Genomic DNA, 5,716 nt, shown 5'->3' with positions numbered 1-5,716 from the left:
GGGGGGCGTCGCCGCGGAGCGCGTCCCGCCCGCTGAGAATCGCGTCCGGGGAAGGAAGGTTACCCCCCTCCCTAGCCCTCCCCCCCAATGGGGGAGGGAACAAGAGTCGGGCCTCGCAAAGCCTCGACCCGACCTACGAAGCACACCGGAGGCCATGCATGACTGAGGACGACGACCCGCTCGGCAAGCTGCAAGACCAATTCTTCGTCAGCATCCTCGGCCTGATCCTCGTCGGCGGCGTGCTGCTGCTCGGCGGCGGCGGGGTCGCCGCGGCCGGGTGGTTCCTCCTCGCCCCGCCGTACTCGTACATCCTCCTCGCCGTCGGCGGGTTCCTCTTGCTCATGGTCGTCGGCCTCATCGTGACGCAGCTCCCGGCCGCCGGGAAGAAGCTGGAGGTTCGCGCGCACGGCCTGCGGTTCACGGCGAACGGCCGCACGCAGGAGCTGCGGTGGGACGAGATCGAGCGGGTGGACGTGTCGCGGACGGACGACACGAACTACGGCCTCGTGTCGGTCGAGAAGCGGAGCAAGGACACGGCGAGCGGGTCCGGGCTGCTGACGGACACGGAGTGGGACGTGACGGTCCACGGCACGGACGGCGAGTCGATCTACCTGGGGCCGGCCGTGTGGAAGATGATGCCGAACGCGCGGAAAGTCATCAACGAGATCTAGGCGCGGGCGGGGGAAGGAAGGAAAGACTGACTTCCGAAGTCCGGCTTCGACTTCGGAAGTCGATGGGGTAGTGAGGCGTATGCCGACCCGGTGAATGGTTCCGCGCGGGATCAACTTCCGAAGTCGAAGCCGGACTTCGGAAGTCGGGAAACGTCACCGCTTGATCGCGATCTCCGCCTTCGCCGGCTTGTCGCCGGCCTCGACGGTCACGTCGGCCTGGCCGTTCGCGTTCTGGTCCTGCCGCTTCACCGACGCGACGATGTATTCGCCCGGCGGTAGGTCCTTGAACTCGAACTTCCCGGCCGAGTCGGTCTTCGTCTTCTTCAGCTCCTTCTTCGCGGAATCGAACAGCGCGACCGGCAGGTCCGGTTGAAGCCGGGTTGCCTGCACGACCGTGCCGACGATGGAGCCGGTCGTCTTCTTCGGCTTGCCGTTCCCCTCCTTCTCCGGCTCGCGGACGTACACGACCGCCTCGGTCGGGCTGGTCAGGCCGACGCCGTTGACGAACAGCGCCCCGACCTTGATCTCGCCGCGCACGTCCGGCAGCCGGAGCGGGTCCTTCGTCGCCCAGGTGTTCGTCGCCTTGTCGAGCAGCACGCCCTTGACGGCCTTGCCGCCGGGGGCCGGCTTGCCGTCCGCCGCCGGGGCGTCGCCGACGTAGAAGTAGACGGCCGCCACGTCCGACTCCGGGTCGAGGCCGGACGCCTTCAGCGTGTGCTCCGTGCCGACCAGAATCTTGTCCTTCGCCGGCAGGTCCGCGAGCTTCACGTCCTCCGGGGCCGTGCGGTCCACGAGCAGCACGGCCGAGTCCTCGCCGTCCTTCGTCGGGCCGCGCTGGACCTTGAACGTCCGCTTCCCGGCCACGGCCGTCGTCGCGAACTCGACGGCCCAGTCCTGCACCACCGGCGTCAGCTTCACCGCGTCGTTGTCGCCGCCGACCTTGACGTACACGACCGCGTTGCGTTCCGTGTCGTACCGCTGGATCACGTCGAACGTGTCGTTCCCGGTCCGGTCCACGCTCAGCACCGTCGTCGGGGCCGTGATGCGGTCCGTCTCGACCGTCACCGTCACCGGCTTGCCGGGGACCTGCCGCTCGCTGGACAGCTTCACGTTCGCGAACGGGGCGGTGAAGTCGTCCGGGTTGCCGTCGAAGTTCGTTTGAATCAGGAACGCCCGGTCGTACCCGTCCACGCTGACGGCGACGACGGCCTTCTTCTTGTCCCGGCCCGGCCGGTACTTCACCCCCTCGGCGAACAGCGTGGCCGTGTTGCCGACGGTGACTTCCGCCTCGAACGTGCCTTGCTTGAGCGTCTCCGGGTCGAGGTCGGGGTTCAGGTCGGGCCGGAGGTCGAGCCTCACCTTCGCCGGCTTGTCGGAGAACAGCGGCTCGGTCGTCGGCTTCACGAACTCGACGGTCACGGCCAGCGTGCCCTCCTTCGCCCGCCGCTGGTACGTCGCCTTGAAGTACGGCGACCGCGGCGGGTTCACGATCACGTCGTACTTCTCGTACTTCTCGGCCGCGCGGGGCTTCTCCGGCTTGCCGGCCTCTTCCACCCGAAGGACGAGCGTGGACTCGTTCTTGACCTTCACCCCCTGCGGCTCCGGCGGCGGGGCCGGCTTGTCCTTGTCGGCGGCCGCGGGCGGAACCGGGGGCACGGCCGTGGCCGCGGGCTTCGCGACGAGCGCGACCTTCACGACCTGCTTGGCCGGCACCACGACCGGGGCGGCGGTGCGGGCGATCTCGTCCCCGACTTTCGTGCCGGCGGACAGGATGACGTTCACCGTCTTGTCGTCCTCCGTCGGGTTGTACGCGAACACGTAGGCGTGCTGCTCGACGTTCGGCCGCAGGCCGAGGCTGACGGCCCGCTCGGTCCCGGTGGCGAACACCTTCTTGTCGGCGTCGAGGCTGGGTTGCGGGCTGAAGAAGGCGTAGACCTTGTTCGCCGGGGCGTCCTGGGCGGTCCCGCCGGCGGCGGTCGCCGCGAGGCCGACCGCCAGGAGGAGAATGCGGGTCGTCATGATGTCATCCTGTGAAAAAGACTCGGCGGTCCTGTGCGCTCCATTCTGCGCTAGTCCCGCGGGCGGCGGTCGGCTTCGGCGGCCGCGTTCTGGTACGGCCGGGCCGCGCCGCTAACGTCGGTGCGGGCCGTAGCGTATTTCCGGTAGTGGGCGGCGAGCCATGCCCGGTACGCGAGTTCGTCGCGGAGCTGCCGTTTCGCTGCCGCGACCCGCCAATCCGTCACGCCCGGCGCATCCGGATTCGCTTGCCAGAGGCCGAGCGGCAGGGACCGGGCGAGCCGGTCGAGCGCGTCCCACTCGCCCTTGTCGGCGTGGTCCTTCATCCGCCGGGTCAGCCCGTCGCGGCCCCACGCCTCGCGGAGCGATTGAGCGAACGGACCCCACCGGTCGGCGGCGTCCGCGCCGCGGATGCCCTGCGCCTCGGCGGCCAGTTTCTTCCCCTCCGGGTGGCCGGCGAGTTCGAGCAGCTTCACGCCCACGTCCGCGCGGCGGTTACGGGCGTTCGGCAGCGGCTGCGGGACCACCGGCTTCGGCGTGATCGTCCGCTTCGCGTTCTCGTCCAGGTCGCCGTCCTTCCGGGCGGTCGTGTGAAGCCGGACGTGGATCTGGTCGAGCGCGTCCCACACCTTGCCGCGGTCCGCGCCGGCGACGAGCGGCGTGAGGAGCAGCGCCTCGTACTTCGGGATCGCCAACGGGCGGGCGGCCCCGGCCCCGTCGATCAGGTCCTTCACCGCGGCCGCGTCGAAGGTCCGGGCGAACTTCGCGGCCCGCTCGGCCACCTCCTTCGTCTTCACCTTCAACTCGTTCGGAACCCAGTCGGCCGGGGGCTTGCGGTACACCAGGTCCGCGAGCGCCGTGGCGCTCGCCGCGAGCGCGGCCCAGTCGCTCTCCTCCGGCCAGCCGTGCTCCGCGACAGCGAGGGCGGTCCCGGCGCTGAGGCGGATCGCGTCGTCCGCCGCGGCCTTCGCCGCCGCGACCGTGACGAGCCGGTCGTCGATCTCGGCGAACGCGGCCAGCACCGCGTCCAGCGCGTCGTCCGCGGCCTTCACCTCGCGGGACGAACTCGCGGCGAAGAGTTGCTGCTCGGCCTTCAGCTTGGCGTCGTCGGCGGCCGCGACCTGGGCCGCGACCCACTCGAACCCGCCGGCCCCGCGGGTCAGCGCCGCGCTCGCGGCGGCCTCCGCGCGGAGGAACTTCATCAGCGTGCCGCGGGCCTCCGCGCGGTCGAACGGGGAGGCGTCCGCCAGCTTCGCGTGCTGGAGCGCGACGGCCTCGACGTACAGGTCCGGGGTCGCCCGCAGCACGGCGGCCGTCGCGTTCGCCGCGAACGCGATTACCGCCGGCTTCGGCTGGGCGTACTCGCGGAGCAGCCAGTCCCACACGACGCGGGCCGTCACCGGGCCGGGCACCGCGGCCGCGGCCGCGTTGAACGCCTCGCGGACGGCGGCGAGTTCCTTCTCGTCCACTTTCGCCCCGGCCTCCGGCAGCGCCGTCGCGGCGTACCGCACCAGCGCCGCCCGCACCGGGGCGACCGAGTCCGTCGGCGGCATCCCGCCGGGCGGCGGGAGTTGAACGCCGGCGAGCGACCGGTACGCGATCGCGTCCGGCGCGCGGGCGGCCCGCATGACTTCGTTCCACCACTCCCGCGCCAGGGCGGTCGCGTCGCCGGTGCGGGTGTCGCCGGCCGTCGCCGCGACCACCTGCTCGGCCCGCACCGCGGCCGACGCCCAGCGGGCGAGTTGCGCCGCGGCCCGCCGCGCGGCGTCCGGCGGCAGGGCCGCCCGCTGCGCCCAGGCGTCCGCCAGCCCGACCTTCGCGAACTCCGTCTTCCGCGGCTCCGGGTCCTCCGCGATCGGGTCCGGCACGTCGAGCATCAGGTCGAAGTCCGAAAACGTCGTCGGCTCGAACAGCGTCGGCTGCTGCGGCAGGTCGCGGTTCTGCCGCGCCCACCGGGCGACGCGGGTGCTCACGAACGCGGCCAGCTCGCGGGCCTTCACCTTCTTGTCCACGGCCCCGCCGCCGAACCCGTCGGCCGCGCCGCGGAGGCCCTCGGCGACGTAGAACGCGAACGCGGACGCCCCGGCGGCCGGGATCGCGTAGCTCTCCTCGCCGGGGGCGCACGACACCAGCACCGGGCACGGCAGCGTGTCCCGCTTCTTCGCCAGCCACTCGTGCAGCTTCGGCGTCACGTCGTCTTGCAGCGGGCCGAGGAACGGGCTGGTCCGCGGCTTGCCGAGGTCGAGCAGGAGCAGCTTCTTCGGCGTCGGGCAGTCGGCCATCGCGGCCAGCACCTTGTCGAGCGGCAGCCACGTCTGCGGGTCGGCGGGGTCGGCCTTGATCGGCAGCAGGTAGACGGCGTCGTTGGCGACGGCCGCGTGCCCGGCGATGTGGAAGATGAACGGCCGGCCGGCCGCGAGCTTCCGCCGGTCGTCGTCGCCCCAGTCGGCCCGAAGCCGGCCCTCGGCGATGGCCTTCAGCTTGCCGCGGAGCGGGTCGAGTTCTTGCGCGTTGTACGCGTTCTCGGCGTTCTCGGGGAAGCACTCGACGAGCAGCTTCGTGTCCTGCTCGGCGAACGGGACCGGCGGCACGGCCGCGTCGTCGTACAGCGGCAGCGGCAGCGACACGATGTATGCGTTGACCGGCGGGGACGGCAGCAGCAGCACGCCGACGAGCACGCCGGCGACGGCGACGATGAGCAGCAGGCCGACGACCAGCGCCTTCCCGCGGCCGACGGGGGCGGGGCCGCCGGAGGTCATCCAGAGCGGTTGCGGCCCGGACCGCGGCGCGGGCTTGTCGGGCGGGGTGTCGGCCGGGTCGGACATGGGGGAGTCCTTGTAGGGTGGGCCGGGGCTTTGCGAGGCCCGTCGGGTTTTTTCTTGTTCCCTCCCCCCTTGGGGGGGAGGGTTAGGGAGGGGGGTAAACCTTCCTCCCGATGTGAGGATCGCGTCCGAGGCGGGTAGCTCGGGGGGGGGCCCCCCCCCCCCCCCCCCCCCCCCCCCCCCCCCCCCCCCCGCCCCCCCCCCCCC

3 protein-coding genes are annotated in these 5,716 nt (G+C 72.0%); 1 reads left to right on the top strand and 2 read right to left on the bottom strand.

Translation table 11 applies throughout. The features are described from left to right. Window positions 1-158: 158 nt before the first annotated feature. Window positions 159-671, top strand: coding sequence for a hypothetical protein (locus AC5JJ2_RS05425; protein WP_495856948.1), 513 nt, complete (start codon window positions 159-161; stop codon window positions 669-671). Window positions 672-824: 153 nt separating this feature from the next. Here AC5JJ2_RS05425 and AC5JJ2_RS05420 read toward each other — a convergent pair whose 3' ends face one another. Next, window positions 825-2,690, bottom strand: a complete 1,866-nt coding sequence (locus AC5JJ2_RS05420; RefSeq protein WP_495856947.1) for a hypothetical protein — start codon at window positions 2,688-2,690, stop codon at window positions 825-827. 50 nt (window positions 2,691-2,740) lie between these two features. Beyond that, window positions 2,741-5,512 carry a hypothetical protein gene (locus AC5JJ2_RS05415; protein ID WP_495856946.1) on the bottom strand — a complete coding sequence of 924 codons (2,772 nt, stop codon included), beginning with the start codon at window positions 5,510-5,512 and terminating at the stop codon, window positions 2,741-2,743. Window positions 5,513-5,716 lie beyond the last annotated feature (204 nt).

The sequence above is a fragment of the Limnoglobus sp. genome (genome assembly GCF_059499385.1).
Note: the sequence above shows the minus strand (reverse complement) of the source record. Positions and strands in the feature narration are given on the sequence as shown.

Bases quoted from the DNA above. Each gene is read 5' to 3' on its own strand.
- AC5JJ2_RS05420 (WP_495856947.1), bottom strand. From the start codon at position 2,690: ATGACGACCCGCATTCTCCTCCTGGCGGTCGGCCTCGCGGCGACCGCC.
- AC5JJ2_RS05415 (WP_495856946.1), bottom strand. From the start codon at position 5,512: ATGTCCGACCCGGCCGACACCCCGCCCGACAAGCCCGCGCCGCGGTCC.
- AC5JJ2_RS05425 (WP_495856948.1), top strand. From the start codon at position 159: ATGACTGAGGACGACGACCCGCTCGGCAAGCTGCAAGACCAATTCTTC.